Origin of the sequence: Azospirillum canadense (assembly GCF_025961225.1) — a bacterium.
In the GTDB taxonomy this organism is placed as follows: domain Bacteria; phylum Pseudomonadota; class Alphaproteobacteria; order Azospirillales; family Azospirillaceae; genus Azospirillum; species Azospirillum canadense.
This window is the reverse complement of the sequence record NZ_JAOQNG010000010.1, coordinates 1,404,934-1,431,059: the sequence shown is the minus strand read 5'-3', so window position 1 is coordinate 1,431,059 and position 26,126 is coordinate 1,404,934. Positions and strand designations below refer to the sequence as shown.

General features: G+C 69.8%; 18 protein-coding genes. 9 read left to right on the top strand and 9 right to left on the bottom strand.

Annotation, left to right across the window (positions count from 1 at the left end; all coding sequences use genetic code 11):
* Positions 1-101: 101 nt before the first annotated feature.
* Together M2351_RS42385 and M2351_RS42380 are read left to right on the top strand one after the other, a co-directional pair.
* Positions 102-1,793 carry a Na/Pi cotransporter family protein gene (locus M2351_RS42385; RefSeq protein WP_264662444.1) on the top strand — a complete coding sequence of 564 codons (1,692 nt, stop codon included), beginning with the start codon at positions 102-104 and terminating at the stop codon, positions 1,791-1,793.
* Positions 1,794-1,839: 46 nt separating this feature from the next.
* Positions 1,840-2,304: a hydrogenase maturation protease gene (locus M2351_RS42380; RefSeq protein WP_264661961.1), complete on the top strand. Its 465-nt coding sequence runs from the start codon at positions 1,840-1,842 to the stop codon at positions 2,302-2,304.
* 187 nt (positions 2,305-2,491) lie between these two features.
* Here M2351_RS42380 and M2351_RS42375 read toward each other — a convergent pair whose 3' ends face one another.
* Positions 2,492-3,433: an NAD-dependent epimerase/dehydratase family protein gene (locus tag M2351_RS42375; protein ID WP_264661960.1), complete on the bottom strand. Its 942-nt coding sequence runs from the start codon at positions 3,431-3,433 to the stop codon at positions 2,492-2,494.
* Between the two features lie 329 nt (positions 3,434-3,762).
* Between M2351_RS42375 and M2351_RS42370 the strand changes: the two genes are divergently transcribed.
* Both M2351_RS42370 and M2351_RS42365 read left to right on the top strand, forming a co-directional pair.
* The gene (locus tag M2351_RS42370; protein WP_264661959.1) at positions 3,763-3,990 is read left to right on the top strand and encodes a hypothetical protein; all 228 of its coding nucleotides are present in this window, start codon (positions 3,763-3,765) and stop codon (positions 3,988-3,990) included.
* A 161-nt stretch (positions 3,991-4,151) separates the two neighbouring features.
* Positions 4,152-5,816 carry an ATP-binding response regulator gene (locus M2351_RS42365; RefSeq protein ID WP_264661958.1) on the top strand — a complete coding sequence of 555 codons (1,665 nt, stop codon included), beginning with the start codon at positions 4,152-4,154 and terminating at the stop codon, positions 5,814-5,816.
* 9 nt (positions 5,817-5,825) lie between these two features.
* Here M2351_RS42365 and M2351_RS42360 read toward each other — a convergent pair whose 3' ends face one another.
* Entirely contained in the window at positions 5,826-6,596 is a 771-nt protein-coding gene (locus M2351_RS42360) for a glycosyltransferase family 2 protein (RefSeq protein ID WP_264661957.1), read from the bottom strand.
* Between the two features lie 81 nt (positions 6,597-6,677).
* On the opposite strand from M2351_RS42360, the gene M2351_RS42355 reads away from it, so the two are divergent.
* The gene (locus M2351_RS42355; RefSeq protein WP_264661956.1) at positions 6,678-8,462 is read left to right on the top strand and encodes a tetratricopeptide repeat protein; all 1,785 of its coding nucleotides are present in this window, start codon (positions 6,678-6,680) and stop codon (positions 8,460-8,462) included.
* Positions 8,463-8,477: 15 nt separating this feature from the next.
* Here the strand turns inward: M2351_RS42355 and M2351_RS42350 are convergent, their stop codons facing one another.
* Positions 8,478-8,753 (bottom strand): hypothetical protein, encoded by a 276-nt coding sequence (locus tag M2351_RS42350; protein WP_264661955.1) that lies wholly within the window; start codon positions 8,751-8,753, stop codon positions 8,478-8,480.
* A 151-nt stretch (positions 8,754-8,904) separates the two neighbouring features.
* Positions 8,905-11,064, bottom strand: coding sequence for a tetratricopeptide repeat protein (locus M2351_RS42345; RefSeq protein WP_264661954.1), 2,160 nt, complete (start codon positions 11,062-11,064; stop codon positions 8,905-8,907).
* A gap of 136 nt (positions 11,065-11,200) precedes the next feature.
* Here M2351_RS42345 and lptF point away from each other — a divergent pair, with 136 nt between their 5' ends.
* From lptF to M2351_RS42330, 3 genes are all read left to right on the top strand, one after another.
* On the top strand, positions 11,201-12,343 hold the full coding sequence (gene lptF, locus M2351_RS42340; RefSeq protein WP_264661953.1) for an LPS export ABC transporter permease LptF: 1,143 nt from the start codon (positions 11,201-11,203) through the stop codon (positions 12,341-12,343).
* A gap of 15 nt (positions 12,344-12,358) precedes the next feature.
* Positions 12,359-13,336: a glycosyltransferase family 9 protein gene (locus tag M2351_RS42335; protein ID WP_264661952.1), complete on the top strand. Its 978-nt coding sequence runs from the start codon at positions 12,359-12,361 to the stop codon at positions 13,334-13,336.
* Between the two features lie 113 nt (positions 13,337-13,449).
* A complete protein-coding gene (locus M2351_RS42330) occupies positions 13,450-13,947 on the top strand; it encodes a flagellar biosynthesis regulator FlaF (protein ID WP_264661951.1) in 498 nt (165 codons plus the stop codon).
* A 279-nt stretch (positions 13,948-14,226) separates the two neighbouring features.
* Here the strand turns inward: M2351_RS42330 and M2351_RS42325 are convergent, their stop codons facing one another.
* The 4 genes from M2351_RS42325 to M2351_RS42310 form a co-directional block, all read right to left on the bottom strand.
* Positions 14,227-16,296: a hypothetical protein gene (locus tag M2351_RS42325; protein WP_264661950.1), complete on the bottom strand. Its 2,070-nt coding sequence runs from the start codon at positions 16,294-16,296 to the stop codon at positions 14,227-14,229.
* A complete protein-coding gene (flgK, locus tag M2351_RS42320) occupies positions 16,293-17,702 on the bottom strand; it encodes a flagellar hook-associated protein FlgK (protein ID WP_264661949.1) in 1,410 nt (469 codons plus the stop codon). Before flgK ends, M2351_RS42325 begins: the two co-directional genes overlap by 4 nt.
* 74 nt (positions 17,703-17,776) lie before the next feature.
* Complete coding sequence (locus M2351_RS42315; protein WP_264661948.1) at positions 17,777-21,298, bottom strand: flagellar hook-basal body complex protein; 3,522 nt, start codon at positions 21,296-21,298, stop codon at positions 17,777-17,779.
* Between the two features lie 255 nt (positions 21,299-21,553).
* A complete protein-coding gene (locus M2351_RS42310; protein ID WP_264661947.1) occupies positions 21,554-22,987 on the bottom strand; it encodes a tetratricopeptide repeat protein in 1,434 nt (477 codons plus the stop codon).
* 66 nt (positions 22,988-23,053) lie between these two features.
* Here M2351_RS42310 and M2351_RS42305 point away from each other — a divergent pair, with 66 nt between their 5' ends.
* Positions 23,054-23,386: a DUF1491 family protein gene (locus M2351_RS42305; protein WP_264661946.1), complete on the top strand. Its 333-nt coding sequence runs from the start codon at positions 23,054-23,056 to the stop codon at positions 23,384-23,386.
* A gap of 208 nt (positions 23,387-23,594) precedes the next feature.
* On the opposite strand, the gene M2351_RS42300 is transcribed toward M2351_RS42305, so the two are convergent.
* Positions 23,595-26,117, bottom strand: a complete 2,523-nt coding sequence (locus M2351_RS42300; protein ID WP_264661945.1) for a PAS domain-containing sensor histidine kinase — start codon at positions 26,115-26,117, stop codon at positions 23,595-23,597.
* Positions 26,118-26,126 lie beyond the last annotated feature (9 nt).

The window sequence follows — 26,126 nt, the reverse complement described above, 5'->3', positions numbered from 1 at the left end:
GATCAGGTCGGGGACGGAGGTTGTTACACTTTTATGAAGGTCTGTTCCCAGGTCTGTTCCCGGTGTCCTTCATCGCCCCCGCCTGATGCAGGAGTTCCGCCATCGAACCCGTCCCGGTCTCCCCGACGCTCGTCCTGATCGACATTCTCGGTGCCGTGGCCCTGATGCTGTGGGGCCTTCGTCTGGTGCGGACGGGCGTGTTCCGCTGTGGCGGTGCGGCGCTCCGCCGCTGGGTCGCGCAGGGCACGCGCAACCGGGTGGTCGCCTTCCTGGCCGGCACCGGCGCGACGCTGGCCTTGCAGAGCAGCACGGCCACCGCGCTGATGGCGGCGGCGCTGGCCGGGCAGGGGCTGCTCGGCACCTCGATGGCGCAGGCGGTCATGCTGGGGGCGAATGTCGGGACCAGCCTCGTCACCCGCCTGCTCGCCGTCGACCTGCACTGGCTGTCGCCGGCCCTGCTGGTGCTCGGCGGTGTCCTGCACGCGCTGGGGGAGGGGCGGCGGCGGCGCCGCGAGTTGGCGAGCGTGTTCCTTGGGCTGGGGCTGATGCTGCTGGCCCTGCGTCTGCTGGGCACCGCCACCATCCCGGTCGAGCGGTCGGAACTGGTGCAGGCCATGCTGACGGCCCTGGGCGGGGAGCCCTTCTTCGCCATGCTGGTTGCCGCCGCGCTGACCGCGGCGGTGCACGCCAGCCTCGCCGTCGTGCTGCTGACCGCCTCGCTCGCCGGTGCGCACATCGTGGATCCGGCGCTGGCTGCGGCGTTGGTGCTGGGCGCCAACCTGGGCGGCGCCCTGCCCGTGGTGCTGGAGACCGCGCGGGAGAACGCGGCGGCGCGGCGGGTGCAGGTCGGCAACCTGATCGTGCGCACGCTGGGCGCGCTGGCCGTGCTGCCGTTCCTGGGCGTCGCCGTCACCGCGCTGGAGGGCATGGCGCCCTTCACGGCTGTGGTGACCATGCACGTCATCTTCAACGTGGCTCTGGCCGCGGTCTTCCTGCCGCTGGTCGGGCCGCTGGCGCGCCTGACCGAGCGGCTGATCCCCGACGCCGAGAGTGCGGATGACGACGCCCAGCCCCGCCACCTGGACGAGTCGGTGCTGGAGACGCCGTCGGTCGCCATCGCCGGCGCGTTGCGCGAGACGCTGCGGCTGGGCGATCTGGTGGAGGACATGCTGCGCCGCAGCCTCGTCGCGTTGCGCCAGAACGACGAGCGCCCGATTGCCGAGGTCAGCCGCGCCGACGACCGGGTGGACCGGCTGCACACGGCGATCAAGCTCTACCTCGCGAAGCTCGGCCGCGGGAACTTGGACGAGGCGGAATCGCGCCGCGTCAATGAGATGATGGCCTTCGCCATCAACCTGGAGCATGTCGGCGACATCATCGACAAGAGCCTGATGGAGCTGGCCGCCAAGCGCCTGCGCCACGGCCTGCATTTCGCGCCGGAGGACTTCCAGGAGGTGGAGGAACTGCACCGCCGCACGGTGGAGAACCTGCGCACCGCGCTCGGCACCTTCATCGCGGAGGACCGGCGGCTGGCCCGGCAGCTGATCGCCGGCAAGGACGCCGTGCGCGCGCTGGAGCGGCAGGCGACGCTGCACCACCTCGACCGCGTGCGCCGGGGCGTCGCCGACAGCGTGGAAACCAGCGCGCTGGTGCTCGACGTGCTGCGCGACCTGAAGCGCATCAACGCCCACGTCGCCGCCGTCGCCCACCCGATCCTGGACGAGGTCGGGGAACTGCGCGAAAGCCGCCTGAAGGTGGTCGGTTTGCCGCGCCTGGAACGCCGCGACGTCTGAAGCCCGCTTGCGCTATCCTCGCCGGGAAACCGGAGGAGGGTGGTGCATGCTCATTCTCGGGATCGGCAACTGCTACCGGTCGGACGACGCGGTCGGCCCGCTGGTCGCCGACCGACTCGCCGCGCTGGGCCTGCCGGCACAAGAGCATAGCGGCGAGGGCGCCGCCCTGATCGACGCCTGGGACGGGGTAGGGCGCGTGATCCTCGTCGACGCCACCCAATCCGGCGCCGCCCCCGGCACCATCCGCCGCCTGGACGCCGCCGCGGAGCCCCTGCCCGCCGCTTTCTTCCGCTACTCCACCCACCGCTTCGGCCTCGCCGAGGCGGTGGAGACGGCGCGTGCGCTGGGCAGGCTGCCCGCGTCGCTGGTCGTCTACGGCGTGGAAGGGCGGTGTTTCGACTTCGGCGAGGGGCTGTCGGAGGCGGTGGCGGGGGTGGTGGAGCGTGTGGTGTCGATGGTTGAGGGGGAAGTGGTCTCGTTGGGCCCCCTCCCGACCTCCCCCCATCTTTGACGGGGGAGGGGCTTAGTTGTCGGGTGGCGGTAGTCCCCTCCCTCGCCTCTCGCGCATGCTTGCATGCGCTGACGGCGTCAGGCGAACGCCTTTGGCGTTCGCTGAGAGCCGAAGGTGGGGGAGGGTTAGGGTGGGGCCCGACGCGACGACTTGTGGGCGCCCAACGAAACCACCCACCCCGCTTCCCTTACGGCATCTCGCCGGTCAGGGTGGAGCCCAATCCTTGCAGGAGGCCGACGCGGCAGACGTCCTCGAAGGCCGCACGCAGGCGGGCGGGTTCGCCGATCGACACCCGGATGTCGCCCGGCCGCGGTGGCAGGTGGACGCGGCGCACCCGGCTGCCGCACAATTCCTGCAGCACATCCAGCAACATCAGCAGCGAGGTCGCGCGGCCGGTGCACAGGTTGAACACGCCTACTCCCTGGGCTGCGCCCTGCGGGCCGCGCTCCATCGCGCGGGCGAGGAAGCGGACCACGTCGCCGACGAAGACGAAATCGCGCACCTGCTGGCCGTCGCCGTAGATGGTCACGTCCTCGCCGCGCGACACCTTGCGGGCGAAGATGGAAATGACCCCGGAGTAGGGGGACGCCGGGTCCTGCCGCGGGCCGTAGACGTTGAAGAAGCGGAAACCCACCGTGGGGACGCCGTGGATTTCCCAGGCCACCCGTGCGTGCAGCTCGCAGCCCAGCTTGTCGGCGCCGTAGGCCGAGAGCGGGCGGGTGACGGCATCCTCGCGCAGCGGAGTCGCCGTGTTGTCGCCGTAGACCGCGGCGGAGGAGGCGTAGACGACCGGCACCGGCTCGCCGTTGCGGGCGGCGCGGGCGGCCTCGAACACGGTGATGGTGCCGGACAGGTTGGTGCGGTGCGTTTCCGCCCAGAATTCCCGCGAGCGCGGGACCGAGGCGATGGCCGCGAGGTGGAAGACGCCGTCCACGCCCTCCATCGCCCGCCGGACCACCTCCTGGTCGGCGACGTCGCCCACCACCAGCCGGGCGAGCGTCGGCTTGTTCTCCATCCGGCCGGTGGAGAGGTCGTCGAGGATGGTCACCCGGTGGCCGTCGGCGATCAGCCGGTCGGCCAAGTGCGATCCGATGAAACCGCATCCGCCGGTCACGAGATAATGCGCCATGCGTCGTCCTTTGGGGGCTGGCTTTCGCGGGCTGGTAAGCCCTGCTGTCCTGCCCGATAGTTGGCGGACATCCTTCCCGGAAACAGCCCATCTTCGGGATTACGGGCGTGGCAAGGGTGGGGCGCGCCTCCACCGGACGAGGGACCCCGCGCCGCCGCCCCCGTGTTTTGGCGCTGTGGGCCGCCGTATAGGCGGGACCGCCTGTTCAACAGGCTTATCCACGGCCTTATGCACCGTTCTGTGGATAAGTTCGGGCCAAGCGGTGGCGTGGCCGGTGCTTGGACCGTCGCCGGCTTGCCGCTGCCGGGGAATCGCGGTAGATAAAGCGTATGGTTGAGACCCGACGCACCGGCGACCGCTCCAACGAACCGATCCGCTCCGACATCGGTGGCGGACGGGTGCCCGCGCCCGCCGGGGTGCGCAGCCGGGCGGAAGCGGTCGGCGGCGGGCGCCAGCGCATCCCCACCGTCCGCGAACTGGCCAGCCTGCTCGTCAACGGCATCCTGACGCTGCCGCGCAACTACCGGCGCGGCATGTTCCTCGACGTCCAGGTCTAGGACACGGCGACACAACCTCAGGTTAGCGGGCGCGTCCTTTCAGGTCTCTTCCAAAAGACGGACACGCGTCTCCGTAAGGTTGCTTGCGGTCAAAGGCTGCCGGTGACAGTCTTCATGCGCATACCTGAGTATTCCTAAGTACACAAAACGATGGAATCGCCATGAGTCTGCGCCGGCGGTTTGCATCACGGCTGAAAGCATTCCTTGGGCTTGCGCGGGAACGGCAGGCCGTCCAACTGCTCGACGTGTTTCAGGACAGCATCGCCGTCCTGGGCGGCGACGGTGCGATCATCCAAGTCAACGCGGCTTGGCGCGCTTTCGCCCGCGACAACCGTCTGGAGACGGCCGACTCGGCGGTCGGGCAGAATTACCTGGCCGTGTGCGATGGGGCCGCCACCGCGGGCGACACCGTGGCGGCGGAGGCCGCCGCGGGCATTCGCGCCGTGCTGGCGGGGCGGAAGTCCTTCCACCTCATGACCTACCCCTGCCACGCGCCGACCCGGCAGCGCTGGTTCCAACTGCAGGTGTCGGCGGTGGACGGCCCCGGCCGTGCGCGCGCGGTCGTCCGGCACGCCGACGCGACCGACCTCGTGCTCGCCGCGGCGGAGCAGGAGCGGGCGCGCGCCGCCGCCGAATCGGCGGAGGAGGCCAGCATGGCGAAGTCGCGCTTCCTGGCCATGGCGAGCCACGACCTGCGCCAGCCCATGATGGCCTTGCGCCTGTTCCTGGAGGTGCTGAACCGGCGCGTGGCCGACCCGGCGCTTCGGCCGGTCGTCGACAAGGCGAACGAGACGCTGGCGGCCCTCACCGGCCTGTTCGAGTCGCTGCTAGACCTCTCGCAGCTGGAGTCGGGGAAGCGCTCGGTCCAGGAGATGCCCATCGAGGTGAACGAACTGCTGGACCGGTTGCGCGACGAGTTCGAGATCATGGCGCGGGACAAGGGGTTGACCTTCCGGACGGTGTCCTGCGGGAGAGCGGTCTACGGCGATCCCGTCCTGCTGGAGCGCATCCTGCGCAATTTCATCGCGAACGCGGTCCGCTACACCGACCGGGGCGGGCTGCTGATCGGGTGCCGCCGCGTCGGGCAGCGGCTGCGGATCGACGTCATCGACACCGGCGTCGGCATTCCGCCGGAGCAGAGGGCACTGATCTTCCACGAGTCCTACCGCGGCAACGGGGCTCAGGGGGGTGACCACGGCTATGGGCTCGGCCTTGCCATCGTGCAGCGGGCGGCCAACCTGATGGAAGTGCCGGTGGAGGTGTCCTCCACGCCCGGCCGGGGGTCGCGCTTCTCCATCCTGCTGCCCACCCAGCTGTCGGCGGCCAAGTCGCCCGCGTCCCAGTCGCCGGCATCCGGGTCGGTTGAGCCGTCGCCGCGGCCGGTCGTCGTCGAGGCGGGGCGCCGCCCGGACGCACCCACCTGCTTGGCGGTGGTGGTCGAGGACGACCCGATGGTGGCGCTGGCGGTGCGACTGTTCCTGGAGGATTTCGGCTGCACCGTGCTGTCCGCCAACAGCGTGAACGAAGCGGTCGCCCTGGTCCGGAGCGCACCCACCCGCCCCGACGTCATCATCGCCAACTATCGGCTGGGGCCGGGCGGCGATGGGCTGGAGGCGATCAAGCGCCTGCGCGCCGACCTGGGGGCGGACGTGCCGGCTTGGCTGATCACCGGCGACGTGTCCACCGAACTCTACCGGCTCGCCCGGGCGGAGCGGGTGGGGTACCTGCGCAAGCCCGTGCGGCCGGAGGAGATCCAGGCCTGCATCCTGGCCTGCGACCAGGGCGGGCGCTTCAGCCCCGAACGCCGGCCGCGCCGGACCGGCTGAGGGCGGCGGTCACCCCGCGCCCGCGCGGACGTAGGGCTGCACCGCCGGCCCGAACAGGCGCTCCAGCAGGGCCGGCGGCAGCTCGTACTGGGGCAGGCACAGGCTGGTGCTGCGCGCGTGCAGCGTGTGCAGGCACAACCCCTCGGCGTCCGGGAAGTCCTGGACGCGGAAACGCTCCCGCGCCGCCGTCATGAAGGGGGCGTCCTCGCAGGCGTTCAGGGGAGGAAAGCGCACGGCCTCCCACACCGCCCGGCGGTAGGCGTAGGAGAAGCCGTAGCCCACCCGGTTGTCGTCGGACGCCGGGCTGTCCGGCGCATCGACGTAGGTCCGGGCAGTGCGGCCCCAGCGGTGGTGCGCACCGCCGCGCGCTGTGTCCCAATAGCCGAAGGCGCCGTGCACCGCGCTGTACAGGAACCAGCCCGACAGCTTCACGGCGTCGCAGCCCTGCTCCAGCCGGCCAACCATCCGCTCCACCATCCGCTCCACGTAGGTCGGGGCGTAGAAGTCGTCGTCGTCGAAATGGGCGATGATGTCGCCGCGCGCGTGCTCTGCCAGGATGTTGCGCTTCTCGCCGATGGCGTAGCGGCTGGGCGAGTAGAGATACTTCAGCCGCGGGCCGGCCAGGGGCTGGAGGTAGGCGCTCGGCCGCGGGCTGTCGTCGAAGACCAGCCATTCCACCTCCGGCCAGGTCTGCGACATGACGCGGGCGTGGCACAGCGGCAGGAACGCCTCCCGCCCCCAGGTGGGCGTGATGATGCTGACGAGCGGCCGGTCGGCCATGGAACCTCCTTCGGCGGTCCTGTGTGTCGCATCGCAACCGGTCGCATGGACTAAGATCGGGTGCGCGTGTAGACAGGCGGCATGGTCACAGTTCGGGATGCCCTGGCCGCCGTGGTGGGCCACCATCAGGCCGGCCGGCTCGACGAGGCCCGGCCGCTGTATCTTAGCATCCTCCGGGCCATTCCGGGCCAACCCGACGCGCTGCACCTGCTGGGCGTGCTGGAAAGCCAGCAAGGGCATTCCGGCCGTGCCGTGCCGCTGCTGCGCCGCGCCGTGGCGCTGCGGCCGGACGACGGTGATTTTGCCGGCAATCTCGGGCTGGCGCTGCGCGCGGCCGGGGACGCGGCGGGGGCGGCGCGCGTATTGGGCCGCGCCCTGGCGCTCGACCCCGGGCAGGTCCAGGCGGCCTACAACCTGGGCAACCTGCTGCTGGCCGACGGCGACGCGGCGGGGGCCGCGGCGCGCTACCGGCAGGCGCTGGCGCGCCAATCCCGTTTCCCGGAGGCCTGGAACAACCTGGGCACCGCGCTGCTAGCGCTCGGCCAAGCGGGAGAGGCGGCGCAGGCCTTCGGCGAGGCGCTGGCCCTCCGCCCGGAAGATATGGAGGCGCGTATCAACCGCGCCAACGCGATGGCCGCGCTCGGCCGGCCCGGCGCCGCCGCCCGGCTGCGCCGGCAGGCGGCGGCGCTGGCCCCGGCGCAGGCCGACGCCCTGCACAACGCCGCGGTCAGCGCCCTGGACGACGCCGGGCTGGATCGCACCGTGACCCACCACAGCCGGCTCGACGACGTGCGGGTCGCGCGGGCGGTGCGGACGCTCGGCCACGCGCTCGTGGCGGATCCACACCACGCCGCGGCGGGCGACGCACTGGTCGGCGCGGCGCTGGCGCTCCTCCAGGCCGGACGGGCCGACACGGGCCTGTTGGACGCGGCGGCGCGCGCGGCCATGACGGCGCTGCGGCGGAACCCACGCGACCCGCGGGCGGCGGCGGTGGTCGCCTACCGCCTGCACCGGCGCGGCCGGCTGGACCTCGCCGCGCGCTTCATGGGGCGCTTTTCCCGCCGCTTCATCCCGGCGGAGCTGGCGGCGGACTTCGAGCTGCGGCTCTGGTCCATGGTCCGGGCGGAGCGCCGGTTCCTCGACGGAATTCCGTCGGCCGACGAGCAACTGTCCGCCTTCGCGCCGCTGGAAGTGCTGTTCGAACCGCCGGCCGGGCCGGGTCTGGGGGAGGGGCCGATCCTCGCTTTGTCCTGCGACGACGGCTACTACCGCCGCTTCGCGGGGGCTCTGCTGGAGTCGGCGGTGGCGGCGGGTGGGCCGGCGGTGCACGTGCACGTCATCAACCCGTCGCCGGAGACGGAAGCCGACCTGGCCGCCTGGCGCGCCCGCCTGCCGCTCGGCGCCAGCCGGGAGCGGGTGGATTTCGCAGGCTGGGACGACCACCGCCGCATCACCTACTACGCCTGCATCCGCTTCCTGCGCTGGCACCAGCTGCTGGGTCGGCTGGGGCGGTCGCTCGCCCATGTGGACGCGGACTGCACGCTTGCCGGCGGACTCGGGGCGCTGGAGGAGGCGATGGCGGGCTTCGACGTCGGGCTGCTGCGCGACGGGCGCTGGCGTGGGCCGACTCGGGACATCACCGTCTGCTTCGCCTGGTTCCAGCCGACCCCGCGCGGCCGCGCCTTTCTGGAGCGCACGGCCGCCTACATCGCGTGGTTCCTGCGGCGGGGGCGGGGCTACTGGATGCTCGACCAGGCCGCACCCTCCTGCGTGCTCGACGCGCTGGAAAGGCGGGGCGAAGGGCCGCGCGTGTGCGCCTTCGACGTGCTGGATTTCCCCTGGGTGCGCTTTATCGGCGAGAAATAGGGTGGGAATCGGCCGTTATTGGCCGGCGGCCTCGTCGCGGACGCAGCGGCCGTCCGGGCATTGCCGGCAGCATTGGGTGCACAGCTCCTCCAGGTCGACGGAGATGCCGTGCAGTTCGAGCACGCGCTGGGCGTAGACGCCGTAGAGCCTCGCGAGCGTGCCGCGGAGCGGCGGGCCCGCGTTCCACCGGCCCCCATCGGATCGGCCCCCATTGAATTGGTCGGCCGCCCCCGCGGAGGCTGCAAGCTCCACATCCTCGATCGCCCGGCGGATGGCCGCGATGTTCAGCATCCAGCACCCTCCCTGCGTCCGGCCCGGTCTGTTCGACTATAGATTGGAAATCGTCAATAATGTGTGACTGATATACTGTTTGCGAACAACATAAATCGCAGGAACGCCGCCCCGGCGCGCCTGTAATTAGTACACAAACAAATAGACGCGATTACGACCGGCCGTGCCGAAGGTCGCGCAGCGATTGGGCAAGCCGGGCGGCGAGTTGGCCGCCGTCGCAAAGGCTGCTTGCGGCCATTTGTCCGCGCAGCCGCGCGCGCAGCGCGGCTAGACGCGCCGGATTTGCGGCCCAGCCGGCGGCAAGCTCCACGTAATGGGCCGCGTCGCGGGCGACGCAGCCCTCCACTCCGGCAGCGGTCAGGATGGCCAGCGAGTGGCGGCTGGAGAAGGTCTCGCCCGGCAGGGTGATGACCGGCACGCCCATCCACAGCGTCTCAAGCGTCGTCGTGCTGCCGGCGAAGGGGAAGGGGTCCAGCGCCACGTCCACCCGGGCGCACCAGGCCATGTGCTCCAGGCTGCTGGTGGCGCCGACCAGGGTCAGCCGGTCCGTGGCGATGCCTGCCCCGGCCAGCCGGCCCTGCCACAGCGCCGCCGTCTCCGGGCAAGACAGCGCCTTGGTCTTCAGCAGCAGGCGGGAGTCCGGCACGCGATCCAGCACGGCGGCCCAGGTCGCCAGCACCTCGTCCGTCAGCTTGGTCAGGATGTTGAAGGCGCCGAAGGTGACCGGCTGTCCTGCCAAACAGGGCGGCGGAACCGGCTCTGGCGCGTCCTCGGGCGGGTCGTAGGCGATGAAGGCGCCGGGCATGCGCAGGATGCGCTCGGTGTAGAATCGCTCCGCCCCCTCCGGCACGTGGTGGGCGTCGGCGACCAGCGCGTCCATGGCGGCGAGTCCGGTCGTCGCCATATAGCCCGACCACGCCACCTGCACCGGCGCCGGCCGGCGGGCGAAGACGCCCAGCCGCCCCCGCGCGTTGTGCCCGGCCAGGTCGATCAGCGCGTCCACCCCATCGGCGCGGATGCGCGCCGCCAACTCGGCGTCCGTCAGGCCGGCCATGGGCAGCCAGCGCTCCGCAGCGGCGCGGAAGCGGGCGGTCAGGTCGTCCTCCTCCGTCTGGTTGGCGTAGAGGAACAGGCGCACGCCCTGGGCGGGCAGCGCCTCCACGGCGCGGATGGCGAACTGCCCCGCGGGGTGGCGCCGGAAATCGCCCGACAGGATGCCGACGACCAGCGGGCGGCGGGCGTCGGCCGGTGGATGCAGGGTCCAGGCGGCGCGCAGCGGCGCCCCGTGCACGGCGTCCCAGGCGCGGTGCGCCTCCAGCACGCGGGCCAGCGTCACCCCCGGCCGGAACAGATCCAGGTAGGCGAGGTTGGAGCGTACCTCCGCCAAGTCCGGGCGCAGAGCCAGCGCGCGGCGGTAGCCGGCCTCCGCCGGATCGAGCAGCCCCTGCGTCTGCCGCACCAGGGCGAGGTTGGCGCAGGCCTCCGCCAAGTCCGGGCGCAGCGCCACCGCCCGTTCGTAGGCCCGTCCGGCCTCGGCCAGCCGGTGCCGGCGTTGCAAAACGTCACCGCGGCGCAGCGCCGCCTCGGCAAAGTCCGGCCGCACCGCCATGGCGCGCCGCGCGGCCGGCTCCGCCGCGTCAGCCGAGCCGCCCGCCAGAAACGCCGCCGACAGGTTGGCGAGCGCCGTGGCGTGGTCGGGCCGCAGTGCCAACGCCCGTTGCAGGGGCTCCACCGCCCCAACTGCGTCCCCGCGTCGCATCATCAGCGCGCCGAGGTTGGCCCAGGCCTCCACGAATCCGGGATCGTCGCGCAGCGCCGCACGGTAGGCGTCCTCTGCCTTCCCGGCTTGGCCGAGCGCGGCCAGCGCGTTGCCCAGGTTGAAGCGCGCCCGCGCGTAGCCCGGCCGCTTCGCCGCCGCTTGGGCGTAGGCGTCCGCCGCCTCGTCCAGCCGGCCGAGCGCCTCCAACGCGTTGCCGAGGTTGTAGAAGGCCTGCGCGAAGTCGGGCCGCAGGCGGATCGCTTCGCGCTGAGACTCCACCGCTTCCTCCGCCCGGCCGAGCGCCAGCAAGGCGCTGCCCAGGTTGTCGTGATAGTCGACAGCACCCCGGTCGGCGCGGATGGCGGCGCGGATGCGCGCCTCCGCCTCCCGCGGGTGGCCGGCCTGGAGGTAGACGACGCCCAGCAGATGCAGCGCGTCCGGATGGTCCGGCACGGTGTCCAGCACGGCCTCGTAGCCGGCGGCGGCCTGCGCCAGCCGGCCGGACCGGTGGTGGGCCAGCGCGTCGGCCAGCACGTCCTTGATCGTCGCCATGCCCAACTGTCTAGAGCAAACGAAGGACGGATTGAAGGGCTGCCAAACGCCGCGGAGCGGACGTCTCCCGACAACAACACTTGACCCGGACGCTTTACCTCGTCAGCTTCACGCCGGGCTTCCCACGATGCACCTCATGAATCGACTGCAACGGTATCTGTTCCGCAACCTCCTGATCGCCACCCTGTATTCCACCGCCGGGCTGACGCTGACGATCTGGCTGAGCCAGTCCCTGCGCCTGATCGAGATGGTCGTGGAAGCCGGCGCGCCGATGCGGATGTTCCTCTGGCTGCTGGTGCTGACGGTGCCGACCTTCCTCGGCATCGTGCTGCCGCTGGCGCTGGTCGGGGCCATCCTGTTCACCTACAATCGCCTGTCGTCCGACAGCGAGCTGAACGTCATGCGCGCGGCGGGCGTCGGCCCCTTCGCGCTGGCCCAGCCGGCGATCGTGCTGGCCTTCGGCGTCATGGTGATCGTCTATGTGCTGAACCTGTGGATTACGCCGGCCGCCCACCAGGAACTGGTGCGTATGGAATACGCCGTGCGCAGCGACTATTCGCAGCTGTTCCTGCGCGAGGGCGTGTTCAACGAGGTGGGCGACCGCTTCAACGTCTTCCTGCGCGAGCGCGACAGCGACGGCAACATGCACAACGTCGTCATCCACGACGGGCGCACGCCGGAGAAGCCCGTCACCATCCTGGGCGAGCGCGCGGTCATGCTGACCGGGACGGACGGCGCGCGTTTCGTCGTCTACAACGGCAACCGGCAGGAGCTCGACCGCAAGACCAACCGCCTCTCGCAGCTGTTCTTCGAGCGCTACGCGGTCGACCTGAAGGTGCTGACCAGTTCCGGCGGGGAGCGCTGGCCCGACGCGCGCGAACGGTCGACCGACGAGCTGCTGAACCCGCCGCCGCAGCTGGCCGGCAACGACAAGGTGCTGCGCGACCTGACAGCGGAGCTGCACCACCGCCTGTCCTCGCCGCTGCTGGCGCTGGCCTACACCATGGTGTCGCTGGCGGCCCTCCTGTCGGGCGAGTTCAACCGGCGCGGCCAGACCCGGCGCGTCACGGCCGCCGTGCTAATCGTCATGGGCATCCAATCGGCGGTGCTCGGCCTCAGCAGCCTGGCGGCCAAGGCGAACGTGCTGGTCCCGCTGCTCTACATCCTGCCGATCCTCGTGCTGGTGCCGGCCGCCTGGGTGCTGGGCCGCAACCTAAGCCGCAACCTGGACCGGGACGGCCGTGCTGCACCCGGCGCCGGGGCGTCGGCGGCGCGGTAGGGGCGGGAACCGGACGTGCGCATCCTTTTCATCACCTCCAACCGCCTGGGCGACGCGGTCCTGTCCACCGGCCTGCTCGCCCATCTGGTGGACCGCCACCCGGGCGCCCGCCTGACGGTCGCCTGCGGGCCGCTGCCGGCACCGCTGTTCCGCGCCGTGCCGGGGCTGGAGCGTCTGATCGCCATGCCCAAGCGGTCCTTCGCGCGCCACTGGATCGACCTCTGGCTGGAGTGCGTGCGGGTGCGCTGGGATCTCGTGGTCGACCTGCGCAACTCGGCGGTCGGGCGCCTGGTCCCGGCGGCGCGGCGCGTCTTCCACGCCCGCGCACCGGAGCTGCACAAGGTGCAGGAAATCGGCCGAGTGCTCGGGCTGTCGCCGCCGCCCGACCCGCGGCTGTGGATCGACTCCGCCGCGGACGTGGAGGCCGACCGGCTGCTGCCGGCCGGAATTGGCCCGTTCCTGGCGATCGGGCCGACCGCCAACTGGCCGGGCAAGGAATGGCCGGTGGAGCGATTTGCTGATCTGGCGGAGCGGATCACCGGCGCGGGCGGGGTGCTGGAGGGCGCGCGCGTCGCCGTTCTGGCCGCCGGACCGGAGCGGGAGCGCGCCCGGCCGCTGCTCGACGCGCTGGGCGCACGGGCGATTGATCTGACCGGCCGCACCGACCCGCTGACCGCGGCGGCCTGCATCCGCCGGGCGGCGCTCTATGTTGGGAACGACAGCGGCCTCATGCACATCGCTGCCGCGGCCGGCACGCCGACGCTGGGCCTGTTCGGCCCCGGCTTTCCGGAAACCTACGGGCCCTGGGGGGCACGCGCGCGGACCGTGGTCAGCACCGTTCCGCGGACGGAGCTGCTGGCCCGGCAGAAGGCCGACCCGAAGGCGAGCGGCCTGATGGACGGCATCGCCGTGGAGGTGGTGGAACGGGCGGCCACGGACCTGATCGAGCAGGCGCCGCGCCGTCTCGAACAGGTCGTGACAAAGGCTCGCTAAAGGTCTCCAACAGGTCCCTTAAGTTGACAAAACCCGGAGGATCCCGGACAATCACGGTCACTCGCACCTGAGCGAACAGACAATTGTCCGACGGGCTGCCCCGAGGGTTTGGAATGAAGCCGACACCGACATACGCAAACAAACCGACCTCGGACAACCCGCGCGATGTAGAGGCGTGGGCACTGGCGGAGGCGGCGCGCCGCCTGATCGACGCCGGCCGCAACCCGGACAACACCGAAGCCCTGCGCGCGGCGCTGCAGCTGAACCAGCGCCTGTGGACCATCTTCCAGGCCGCCATGACCGAGGAAGACTGCGGTCACCCGCCGGAAGTGCGCACCAACATCGCGGCCCTGTCGCTGCTGGTGGATCGGGAGACGACGGCCCGCCTGATCGACCTGGACGGCACGAAGCTGGAAACGCTGGTCGCCATCAACCGCTCGGTCGCCAGCGGCCTGACCATGCGCGCCGAAGCCGCCGAGGCGGCGGCCCAGCCCGGCCAGCCGGCGGCGCCGAGGCCGCAGGCCGCCGCCCCGGCCCGCCCGCCCATGGCCCCACCGGCCCCGGCCCCCGACGGCCCGCCGCAGCGCCAATCGCTGAGCATTTCCATCTGAGGATGGCACAAACAAAACCGGCGCCCTTGAAAAGGGGCGCCGGTTTTGTTTTGGGATGGTGATGGGGTTGCGGGGAGTTGTTGCGCTGGGCCCCCTCCCTAACCCTCCCCCATCTTCGCTCCCGCGCAAGCGAAGCTTGCGCTGACGCGGCAGGCGGACCTTCGGTCCGCCGAGAGCGGGGGAGGGAACTCCATCGCTCCGACGCTCAACTCCTCCCCCCGCGAAGTGGGGGGAGGATGGGAGGGGGGCCCAACGCGACCACCCCCCAGAAAAGCCCCTTCACGCCAGGTAATTCAGCAGCGACAGCTTCTGCGTCTGGCCGGCGACGGTGTAGGCGGCCTCCAGGGTGTTCATGGAGGATTTCAGGCGGGCGGCCACTTCCGTCTCGTCGATGCCCTCGATGCCGGCGATGCGTTGGGTCACCGTGGCGATGGCGTCCTTGTGCTCGCTCTTTTTCTGGTCCAGCGTCGCGATGTCGGAAGCGACCTTGGCGTGGACCGAGCGCACCTCGTCCTTCGCCTGCGACATCAACTCGCGCGACTTGGCGATGTACTGCTCGTACTGGCCGGGGTTGGACGCCGCCACGCGCGCCATGCGGAAGGCGGTGACCAGCTTCTGGATGGCGCGGTCGGTGCTGGTCACGCCGTAGCTGATCGACTGCCCGTCGTCGATGGTCACCGCCGGCTTTTGCGAGGCCTTGATGTTCTGCTTCGTCGTCAGCGCCTCGCTGTCGTAGAAGGGCAGGTTGGGTGGGTCGACGTAGGGCAGGTCGGTGATGGAATCCGATTCCGGCGGCAGGGTCGTCACCTGCACGGTGTTGTCGATGGAACCGTTGATGGCCTTTGCGGAGGTCGCGAACTGCTGGACGCGCGAGGGGTGGTTCGGGTCCATGGTGGTGTTGCTGGTCAGCGAGATGCTGGACCCGCTGCCCACCGCGTCGATGCCCACCGGCGGCTGCGGGTTCAGCTTCGCGTATTGCAGGCGGAGCTGGTCGGCGACCTTCGACACGTCGGTGACGCCGCCGTTGTAGTCCTGCTCCGACACCGTGTAGCTGACGGTGTATTTCTGGTAGGGCGGCAGGTCCTTGGGCTCGTTCGGATTCTGCTGATAGTATTTCAGGTTGTACGGATCGCCGGGATCGCCGACCTCGACCGAGAACTGGTAGGTGTCGCCGATGTCGACGTTCTGGCCGGTCAGGGTGAAGCTGTCGATCTGCTTCGCGCCCGTGCCGGCCGGGGCCGGCAGGGTGGCCTGCTGGGTGGTCGTCGGCGGGCTGATCGAGTTGTCCACGGTCATGGCGTTCACAACGCGCGCCTGCACGTCGAAGGTCTGGCCCGACTGGTCGCCGACCAGCGTGATCACGCCGTCCGACGAGGCCATGGCGGTCATCGGCAGCTTCGGGTCGGCCGACCGGATCATGTTGTTCAGCGTGCCCGCGACGAAGCTCAGCGACTTCGGGTCGTTCGCCTGGACCTGGTAGCTGAAGGGCTTGCCGTCGATCGTCACCTCGAAATAATCGTCGGTGTTGACGATGGCGCCGTTCAGCGTGACCTTGGTCTTCTGCGGTGCGGCCAGCAGATCGCTGACCGGCTCCTTGTCATAGCGCGCGCCGCCGAACAGGAAGCGGTCGCCGAACCGCTCGTTCAGCAGCTGCTGCATGTCGCGCATCGCGCCTTCAACGCGGTCGCGGGTGTCGTTGGCCTGGGGCCAATTCACCGTGAAGTTGCTGGTGGAGGCCGACGCCAGCTGGTCGAAGTTCAGGTTCACGACCGCGCCGCCGCCCGGCCCGCCGATGATCTTGAAGTTGTAGCCGCCGCCGTCGTTGGGCGGCACGGTCTTCAGGTTGATGGCGCGCGTCGTCGTGCCGCCCAGCCCGTCGGTCAGGGTCACGTCGAAGGTGCCGTTCTCCCCGGTCTTGGAAGGCACCGCGGACACCGTGTAGCGGGCGTTCTGGGTGAAGCTGGACTTGTCCGCGTTCACCGTCACCTTCATGCCGTTGGGGTTGGCGTTGAAGGCCGAGGTGACGCTGGGCGGGCCCGGCTGGAAGGGCATCAGGTTGTTGCTCTGCCAGTCCGACGCCATCTGCTCCAGCGTGCTCAGCACCGTGTCCGTTGCCTTCAGGCGCGGGGACGCGGTGTCGATGTTCTGGACGTAGTTGTCGCGCTTGGCCATCTCCGCCCGGAGGTCGAGAAGCTTCTGCGTCTCGGCCCCGTAGGCGTTCAGGTCGATCGACTTCTTGCCCGTCGTCAGCTGCGTGGACAGGTCGTCGATTTGCTTCTGGCCGGCGGTCAGGTTGCGGACCAGCCCCAGATATTTGGCGTAGCTGCCAAGTTGCGTAACCGAGCTCATCGGATGACCGCCTCCAGCGCATCAAACATCGAATTGGCCACTTGCATGACCCGTGCCGACGCGGCGTAGGAGGTCTGGAGCTGCTGGAGGTTCGCGATCTCCTCGTCGATGTTCACGCCCGTGGCGCCGTGGTAACGCTCGTCCAGGGTCTGCCGGGCGCTGGTGGCGAAGTCGCTGCGGTCCTTCACCGTCTTGGCCGCGGTCATCCAGCTGCCGGTGATGTTGCTGGCCATGCTGGTGTAGGACGCGTCGTCCAGTTCCAGCCCGTCGGCGCTGAACTTGCGGCCGGTGGCGTTCACCGCGGCGACCACGTCCTTGACGGCCGAGGCCTTGATCTTCGTCTCGCCGCTCAGCAGCTTGTCGTTCACCGCCAGGGTGAAGCGGTCCTTGCCCATGAAGAACTGGGTCGGCTCCTCCCCCGCCGCCACCGGCTTCGCGTTGTCGTAGGCGTCGCGGAAGCTGGTCGGCTGGCCGGGCTGGGTGTGGTCGGTGAACATCGTGGCATAGGCGTCGAGCTGCGAGCGCAGCTTGCGGATCACCTCGCTGGTCGGGTCGCCGCTGGCCGGCTTGGGCGGGCTGGAGGCCGAGCCGTCGGCGCGCATGTCCATCAAGGCGGCGAGCTTGCCCTCGCGGATGTGCTGGTTGATGGTGGTGCTTTGATTGCCGACCGTCAGGTTGATGTTGCCGCCGTCATAGGAAAGTTTTGCCGCGTCGCTGTCGACCAGCGCCAGGCCCGACGGCGTGAAAAGGGCGACGCGGCCGTCCGGCCGTTCCACCGTGCGGACGCCGATGTAGGTGCTCAGTTCCTTGATCAGGCCGTCGCGCTTGTCGGCGACCTCGTTCGCGGCGGAGCCGTAGCCCTGCAGCGATACGATGTTGTTATTGATGGTGTTGATGTCGTTCAGCAGGCCGTTGACCTTGTCCAGCGACGTGTTCATGTCGCCTTTCATCTCGTTGTCCAGGTCCTCCACCCCCTGCGACACGCGCACGATCTCGCGCGAGAAGGTGTTGGCGGCCTGAACCAGCTGGTACTGGGCGGTCTCGCTTTCCGGCGACGTCTCCAGCGTCTTCCAGGCGGCCTGGAAGTCCGCGGCATACTGGTTCAGAAGCGGCTTGCCGTCGGTCGTCCGCATCAGGTCGCCCAGCTTCTGCATGTAGGCCGACTTCGTGGTCGAGGTGCCTTCCTGGGCGGTCAGGTCCTGGACCTGGGCGCGCATGGCCGTGTCCACCTCGCGCCGGTACTGCGTCGACATGACGAAGCCGGCGCTGTCCAGAACGTTGGACAGCGTGTGCCGGGTGCGGTTGGGGTCGTCGGCCCGGGCGATGTTGTCCGAGACCAGCTTGACCTGGGACTGGACGGAGCGCAGACCGGCCGTCGCACTCCCGAGGGCGCCGAAGAGGGACATGGTCGTTGGACCTTTCGTCTGGGAAAAGCGGGCGGCTCTTTAGCCGCCCGTCGGGCTCGCTGAGGCGTGGTCGCTTAGCGCTTCAGGCCAAGGACTTCCTGGAGCATCTCGTCGGAGGTGGTGACGATCTTGGTGTTGGCGGAATAGGTGCGCTGGGTCACGATCAGCTTGGTGAACTCGTCCGCGATGTCGACGTTGGACGCTTCCACGCTGTTGGCGACCACCGCGCCGGCGCCGTTGGTGTCCGGATCGTTGAAGTTGGGGCGGCCGCCCTCGTCCGTCTCGATGTAGACGCCGCCGGCCTCGCGCTGGAGCGCGTTCGGGTTGTTGAAGGTGACCACCGGGATGCGGCCGATGACGCGGCTGCGGCCGTTGTCGTAGTTCACGATCACGTCGCCGTTGTCGCCGTAGACCACCTCCTTGTACTGGCCGCGGGACGCGCCGTCCTGGACCAGTTCGCGGACGTTGATCTCGTTGCCGGCGAACTGCGTCACGCCGCCCGACTTGCCGAACTTGCCGACGTTCAGCGTGATCTGCTGCGGACCGAAACCGTAGTCCACCGTGAAGGTGATGTCGGCGTTGGCCCCCGTCTGCGTGTTCACGGACGTGACGGCCGTGCCTTTGGTTCCGACATTGCTCGTGCTGATGCCCGTGATGGTGCCGACGTTGTCGGCGTCCGTGCCGAAGGTCAGCTTGACGTGTGACGGGGTCTTGCCGTCGGTCGCGCCGACCTTCAGGTCGAACTCGCCGTTGTCGTTCGTGCCGTTGGAGGTCTTCGCGTTCTTTGCGACCACGGTCAGCACGCTGCCGATGGCGCTGGCGGTCACGTACTGCGACGTCTTGTTGATCGTGTTGGCAAGCTGGGTCGTGATGTCTTCCATCGACGTTTCGGTGCCGGTGGTCTTGTAGGAGATCGGCGTGCCGTTGATGGTGACGGAGTATTCCGCGCCCACGTCGCCCGGCGATCCGACCAGGGTCACCTGCTGCTGCTGGTGGATGCCGGGAACGTTCGACGTGGTCGTGGAGGTGATGAGCGAGTTGGTGACGCTGGACGCATCGTCGACATGGGCCGTGGCGACGAAGCGGCCGGTGCTGGGTGTGTTGTGGGTGATGGACAGGCGTCCACCGGTCGCCGTCGCGATGACGTTCAGGCCTGTCGTGCGATTGATGGAGTTCGCCAGTTCCTGCACGACGCCGGACATATCCTTGAAGGAACTGTAGTTGGTGGCGTTCACCTGCACGGAAACCGGATAGCCGTCGATCGACACGGTATAACGGTCGCCGATGTCGATCTTCGTTTGCGGGAACGTGAAGTCCTGCTGCTCGCCGCGCGAGGTCGTCGGGGCGCTGACCGTTGGTCCGGTGACCTGGTTCGTGGTGGAACTGGCGGCCGTGTATTCCTGATCGACCTGGAAGGGCGTGCCGGCGGTGCGCGCGGTCAACTTCAGTTCGGAATTGACCACAGTGGCGATCACCGGCGCCTGGGGACGGGCCGAGTTGATCTTGGCGGCCAGCGCATTGGCGACGCCGCCGAACGTGCCCATGGTTGTGACGTTGTCGTCGGTGACTTCGACGGCATACGAGACATTGTCAACGGTGACGGAGTATTTCTCTCCGACCCTCACATTGTCCGTGGCCGTGATGTTGAACCGTTCGCCGCTGGTGGTGACCACGGGGGCGGCGGCGACCGCCACCAACTTGATCTGGCCCGAGGCACCCGCCGCCGCGGTGAAGCCATTGTTGGCGGTGTCGAGGTTGATCTTCTTGACCAGTTCCGCAATGACGCCATCAATGCCGTTGCCATTGCCGGCCGTCGTCAGGGAGTTGATCGTCTGGTAGCTGACGGGCACCCGGTAGGTGTTGCCGCCGATCGAGAGCGAATAGACATCCGGCACCTTCAAGGCCGTCGTGCTGCCGAAATCGATCGTGCTGTTCTGAACGCCGAGAGGGGTCGTCGTGGTCGGCGTATAGGTCGTGTCCGCCGTCGGCGTGGCGGCCTTCATCGTGTTCGGCGTGGAACTGGCGTCCGTTTGCGACGCCGACGTCGTAAAGGTCGGGAACGCTGCATTGCCGAGGACGAGCTGGTTGGCCGTGCCGCCGAAGGGCACGCCGGGAGCGGGCGCCTTCAACGCGGTCGCACCATTGGCGGCCAAGCCGGAATATCCCGGAGCGTTGTTGATCACGGTGACGAGGCGGGCAACCACCGCGTTGATGTTTGCGGCGTTCGCAATGCTGATGGACGAGGTGCCGGTCGTCACCGCACCGAGGTCGTCGGAGTTCTGGGTGACGCGCACGCTGAAGGTCTTGGTGCCGACGGTGACGCGGAACTCGTCGCCGACATCGATGTTGGCGGCGGAGAAGTTGTAATAGCTCTGCTGCGTACCGGAGGCACTGCCCGTCAGATTGGTGGTCGGGCCGCTCACAATGGTGCTCTGCACCGGCGTTGCGTTGGTGAAGCTCGCCGTGACGTCGACCGGATAGCCTTCCGCCGTCGTGATCTGGATCGTGCGCGGGTCCTTCGGATCCGGAATGGAGGCCTTGAAGGGGGACGGAACCGCGGCCTTCAACGCGTTCGCGATGGACTTGTAGTCGGGATAGTTCGCGATGTCGTTGGCGCCGCCGACCGTGAGCGGACCGATCGACACGGTGATGGGGGTCGGGCCTTTGATGGTCAGCGAGTAAACGTCACCGACACGGATGTTGTCCTGCGACGTTCCGTCCGGATAGAAATTCGTCTGCCCGTTGAGGGTCACGGTGGACGGGTAAGAGGATGTCGTGCCGTTGAGCAGGACCTTGCTTTCCTGGGCCACGGCGGTCTGCCCGGCCGTCTTGACGCCGGCGCTCATGGTTGCCGGGCTGCCCGTGATGGTGCCGTCGACCGGCTTCGTGACGCTGCCGGGCGCGTCGATGCCGAGACGCCAGACGTTCGAGCTGTCCTGACGCCAGTTGAACTGGATGGTCCGCGCGTTGCCCTGCGTGTCGTACACCTGAATGCTGGACGACGGGATCGGCACGCCCGGCGTGGGCGTGGCCGGCAGGTTGGCGCCGAGCGTGATGTTGTTGGTCGGCTGCGGCTTGTCGGTCAGGGTGTTGACCTGGAGCGGCTGCACCACGTCCTTCTTCAGCTGGCCGGTGGTGTCGTCGACGCCCCAGCCGTTCAGCGCGAAGCCCGCGCTGTTCACCAGGTAGCGGTTCTTGTCCAGCTCGAAGTCGCCGACGCGGGTGTAGTAGACGTTGTCGGCGTTCAGCGTGCCGGTCTGGGTCTGCACCGTCTCGCCCTGCTGGCCGGGGCCGGTCAGGCCGCGGCTCAGCTTGGACACGCTGAAGAAGCCCTGGCCCTGGATGGCGGCGTTGGTCGCGCTCTGCACCTGGGTCAGGTTGCCCTGGATGTTGTTCATGAAGACGGGGGCGGCGGTGACGCCGCCCGGTTCGTGCAGGCGCTGGTTGGATTGCAGCACCAGCGTCTCGAACGCCGTGTTGACCCGCTTGTAGCCGTTCGTCGAGGCGTTGGCGATGTTGTCAGAGATGTGACCGAGGGCCTTCGACTGCGCGCTCAGGCCGAGGACGGCGGTGGTCATCGAACCGAAGATGCTCATGGCCAGGGATCTCCACGAAGAAGGTGCATGTGTCTTGGCACCCTCCCAAGCAAGCCGGATGCCAACCCTGGGGAGCGCGGCAACCCGTTGATTTTCAAGCGTGGAGACGGTTTTTGCCGGGCGCTGGGAATTTTTCGCCTAGCGTCCCCGGCAAGGGAGGGGGAAGAAAGCTCCCGCACGCCCGGCGTGTCCGGATCTGTGGGTTCGCATCGCGAAGTGTGTTGGGTTGCGCTGCGCTCCACCCAATCTACGGGCCTATGGGGCGCGGTGTGCCAGCGCGTCGGCGACGGTCGCCAGGACCGTGTCCCAGTCGCCGGGACGGGGTTGCCGGAACAGGCGGAGCGACGGGTACCAAGGGCTGTCGGCGCGGTCGAGCAGCCAGCGCCAGTCCGGCGCGTAGGGCAGCAGCAGCCAGGTCGGCACGCCGAGCGCGCCGGCCAGATGGACGATCGCCGTGTCCACCGCGATGACGAGGTCGAGATGGCTGAGGATCGCCGCGGTGTCGGCGAAGTCGCGCACGCCCTCGATCAGGTCCGGCACGCCCGGCGGCAGTTGGTCCCGCGCATCGCCGGTCTGCAGGCTGAAGACGCGCACCCCCGGCACCGATAGGAGCGGCCCCAGCCGGCCCACGGCGATGGAGCGGTTGCGGTCGTTGCGGTGCTTCGGGTTGCCAGCCCAGACAAGGCCGACGCGGAAGGCCCCTTCCGCGGCGAAGCGGCCGCCCTGGCGCGCGGCGTCCTCCGGGTCGGCGGACAGGTAGGATGCCTGTGTGGGGACGCTCCCCAGGTCGGTGCCGAAGGCGCGCGGCAGGCTCATCAGCGGGCAATGAAGGTCGTGGGGCGTCGGCTCCGGGCCCTGTTCCACGACGCGGAGGTTGGGCGCCGCCACTTCCAGCGGCTTCAGCAGGCGGACCAGCAGGGGGTGGACCTCCAGCACCACGCGCCCGCCGGCCTGCGCCACCAGCGGCGCGTAGCGGGCGAACTGGATGGTGTCGCCGAAGCCTTGCTCCGCGTGCAGCAGGATGGTCCGGCCCTCCAGCGACTCCCCGGCCGGCTCGCCGGCCCAGGGCGGCGTGGGGAAGCGACGCCAGCGCCACTCGAACCCTTCCCAGCCGGTCCGCAGGTCGCCCCGCACCAGGTGCCCGACGGCGCGGGCCAGTTGCGTTTCGGCGTGGTTCGGCCGCAGCGCGAGCGCCGCGTCGAAGCAGGCCTCCGCCTCGACGAACCGGCGTTGGTCGCGGAGCACGGTGCCCAAGTTCAGCAGCGTGTCGGGATGGCCGGGCCGCAGCCGCGCCGCGCGCGCCAGCCACGCCCGCGCCGGATCGTAGGCCGCCAGCGCGTGCTGCGCGGCGCCGAGATGGTCGAGCGCGTCGTCCAGCGCCGGGTCGAGCGCCAGCGCCAGCCGGGCGGCGGCGGCGGCCTCCTCCGGACGGGCGAGCGCCCGCAGCACGCCGGCCTGATGCGCCCAGAGCTGCGCCGCCTCCGGCCGCAGGCGGAGCGAGCGGCACAGCGGCGGGACGGCGGCCTCGAAGGCGCCGCGCTGCGCCTTCAGCACGCCCAGCAGGTGCAGCGCGACGGGCTGGGCGGGCTCCACCGACAGCACGAGCCGGTAGAGCGCCGCCGCCTCGATGAGGCGGCCGGACATGTGGTGGTTGACGGCTGCGTCGAGAGCGTCCAGGAGAGTCGCCATGAGCGTTGTCTACACCGGGCCTCAGCCGAAGGCGAGCCCTGCCATCCTCAACAACCGGAAAGCAACATGGACGACCGCCTGCCGACGCATCTCTGGGTGATGGCGCACATCCGCACCGCCGACTCGCAGGGCGTCTCGATGATGGTGCTGCGCAAGGGCGATCCCAGCCGCGGCACCGTCATCCTGAAGCTGAACCGCCTCAACCGGACCTTCCAGGTGCTGGTCCAGGTGCGCGACGAGTCGCGGCTGCGCTGGTCGCGCGGCACCGGCGCCGACCCGGTGGACGAGGCGACGGCCGACGCCTACATCGCGCGCCAGACCCGCTACGACCCCGACGTCTGGGTCATTGAGGTGGAGGACCGCCACGGGCGCCATTGGTTCGAAGGCGAGGTGCTCTGATACCGCGATGATCCGGATTAAAGCGAATTTGCATTCGCTTTAGATTCATATGGCCTCATTCGCCGGCTCTCAGCGGAAGCCTGTGGCATCCGCCTGCCTCTCGCGGGAACGAAGTTCCCGCGAGAGGCCGGGCTTCGGCCGCCAATGTCTGAACAAAAGGCTGGCGGCCGGGACCGCCGTCGCGGCCCAAAGCGGATTGCAATCCGCTTTAGGGCGCGGCCGGGGCGACGCGGGGCAGGCGCAGGGTGAAGCGGGTGCCCTCGCCGGGGACGCTGGCCACGGCGATGGTCCCGCGCAGCGTGCCGGTCACCAGGTTGTAGACGATGTGCAGCCCCAACCCGCTGCCGCCGCGGCCGCGCCGGGTGGTGAAGAAGGGGTCGAAGATCTTCGGCTGGATGCCGGCGGGGATGCCGATGCCGTCGTCGGCGACCTCCAGCTCCACCATGTCGGGCGTCAGGGCCCGTGCGGAGATGGCGATGCGTCCCGGCTGGTCCGGGGTGAAGGCGTGGGTCAGCGCGTTGATGATCAGGTTGGTCAGCACCTGCGACAGGGCGCCCGGGTAGCTGTCGAACTCCAGCCCCTCCGGGCTGTCCACGGCGATGTCCAGCCCCTTCAGGTCCTTGTAGGTCGGCCGCAGGCTGCGCAACAGCTCGTCGACGTAGCTTTTCAGTTCGAAGCGGCGGCGCTCGTCGCTCGACTGGTCCACGGCGACCATCTTGAAGCTCTGCACCAGGTCGGCGGCGCGGGTGCCGTTGGCGAGGATCAGCCGCGCCATCTCCCGACCGTCGGTCAGGAACCGCTGGAAGTCGGAGCGCTTGATCGTGCCGTCCGCGTGCTTCTGGGCCAGTTCGTCGATCAGGACGACCAGCTGGGAGGCGCCGGTGATGGTGATCCCGATGGGCGTGTTGACCTCGTGCGCGACGCCGGCGACGAGCTGGCCGAGCGAGGCCATCTTCTCCGCCTGGATCAGGCTCGCCTGCGTCTCCTTCAACTCGCGCAGGGCCTGCTCCGCCGCGTCGCGCGACCGGCGCAGCGCGGCCTCCGCCTCCACCTCGCGCGTCACGTCGACCACCACGGACTGCACGGCGGGTTCCCCCATCCAGTCGACGCGGCGGCTGGTCAGCTCGATCCACAGCTCTGTCCCGTCGAAGCGGAAGGCGCGCAGGCGCCGCCGCTCGCTCGGCTGCCCGGTTTCCAGGATGTGGTAGTAGTTCGTCTCGACCAGCGCGCGTTCCGCGTTGGGGATGAGGTCGAGCACCGACGACAGGGCCAGCGCCCGGCCGGGGTTGGTCCCCAGCATCAGGGCGAAGGCGTCGTTGGCGTAGAGCGGCCGGAAGTCGCGGTGGATGACGATGCCTTGGATCGATCCCTCCACCAGGTCGCGGAATCGCCGCTCCTTGTCGGCGAGGTCGCGCTGGCGGCGGTCGATCTCTTCGATGAAGTAGCGGATGGAGGCGCCGATGTCGGTGATCTCGTCGTCGCCTTCCGCCGGGATGGCGGCGGCGCTGCCGGACAGGCGCGCCAAAACCGCGCCGTTGAGCGCGACCAGCCGCGAGGTCAGGAAGCGCTGGAAGAACAGGTAGACGCCGATCGCCAGCAGGACGGAGGCGCCGCCCAGCGCCATCACCGCCCGGGTGCGGTCGGTGATCAGGGTCGTCAGTGCCTCGGTGCGCTGCGTCGTGCGGTCGTTCAGCGCGTCGAACAGCGCGCGGGTGGACCGGTCCACCGTCTCCACCAGCACGCGGGACTGGCCGAACAGGGCCTGGGCCCGGTTGCGCGCCTGGAGCCGTTCGGCGGAGCTGTCGAACAGGCCGCCGGGGGCGACCAGGATGCGGTCCAGCGCGCCGCGGATTCGTTCCATGGCGGCGCTGTCGGGATCGGGCGTGCTCGCGGCGATGCGGCCGAGGTCGGCCAGCGTGCGTTCGGCCACCACCCGCTCCGTCCGCAGGCGGTTCAGGTGGTCGAGCTGCACGGCGCCCGCCGCCCGCGCCATCAGCGCGCCGGTCCGCACGGCCCAGGCCGCAGGGGCCGGGCCAGGGGCGGAGCCGGGGGTGATGGCGGGCGCGTTCGGCCCCTCCGGCCCGGGCAGCTGTTCCAGAGCCTCCGCCATGCGGGCGAGCGAGCGGATGGCCTCGGCCTGACGGTCGCCGGCCAGGATCTGGCGGCCGACCTCCGCGTTCAGGTCAGCCACGGTGGCCGCCAGGATCACCAGCGTGGACCGCACCTGGTCGAGAAGGCGGGCATCCCCGGCGTCGCCGTCCTCCCGCTCCCCGCCTCCGGCTTTTTGCTCATTGGGCTTTTGTTCGGCGCCGGCCTTTTGCAGCGCGGCGACGCGGTCCACCAGCTTGCTCAGGAACTCCAGCTCGTGCACCAACTCGTCGTGGACGCCCCGGCGCTGCGGCATGGTCGCGGCCCCGGCCAGCCCGGGAAGCCGCGCGACCAGCTGCTGCAGCGACCCACGCAATTCCGCCGCGGCGACGACCTCCGGCAGGGTTGTCGTCGACAGCGACGACACCTCCCCGCGCAGCAGCCGGAAGGAGGAGATCGAGACACCGCCGATCAGCAGCACCAGCATCGCCATGACCGACAGGCCGATGGTGATGCGCAGCACGATGCCGGCCCGCCGCTCCGGCGGGCGGGGCGGGACCGCCGCGGTCGCCGGGCCGTCGCCGGGGTCGCGGATGGGGCGGCGGGCCTGGGGATGGGACAGGGGAGGTGGCAGGGCTTCCATCCGGGCGGC